Origin of the sequence: Pseudoalteromonas sp. SIMBA_162, assembly GCF_046535955.1 — a bacterium.
Lineage (GTDB): Bacteria > Pseudomonadota > Gammaproteobacteria > Enterobacterales > Alteromonadaceae > Pseudoalteromonas > Pseudoalteromonas marina.
On the sequence record NZ_JAWJBQ010000931.1, the window covers coordinates 1 to 247 of the forward strand.

General features: G+C 69.6%; 1 protein-coding gene. It reads left to right on the forward strand.

Features of this window, described 5'->3' with window-relative positions:
• Nucleotides 1-36 precede the first annotated feature (36 nt).
• Nucleotides 37-247, forward strand: a 211-nt coding sequence (locus tag R0J88_RS22435; protein WP_410901233.1) for a hypothetical protein, incomplete at its 3' end; no start/stop codon positions are given.

Below are 247 nucleotides of genomic sequence, written 5' to 3' on the forward strand. Positions count from 1 at the left end.
GATGGCATAGGCGCACTTGCCACGCCAGCCTCGGAGGTGGTCGATCAGCTGCGCCGCGGATTGCTGGCACGCCACGCGCAGCCGGTCAGACGCGCTGCCACGCGACGTGCCCATTATCGCCATGTCGAGGACGCCGTGGCGGCGCGGGTCGCGGGAGGTGTCACGCCGATCGATGCCGACACGGCGCGGCCGATCGTCGAGCGCAACCTCGAGGTGCTGGAAGACGGTGGTCTGCGGCTGAGAAGTG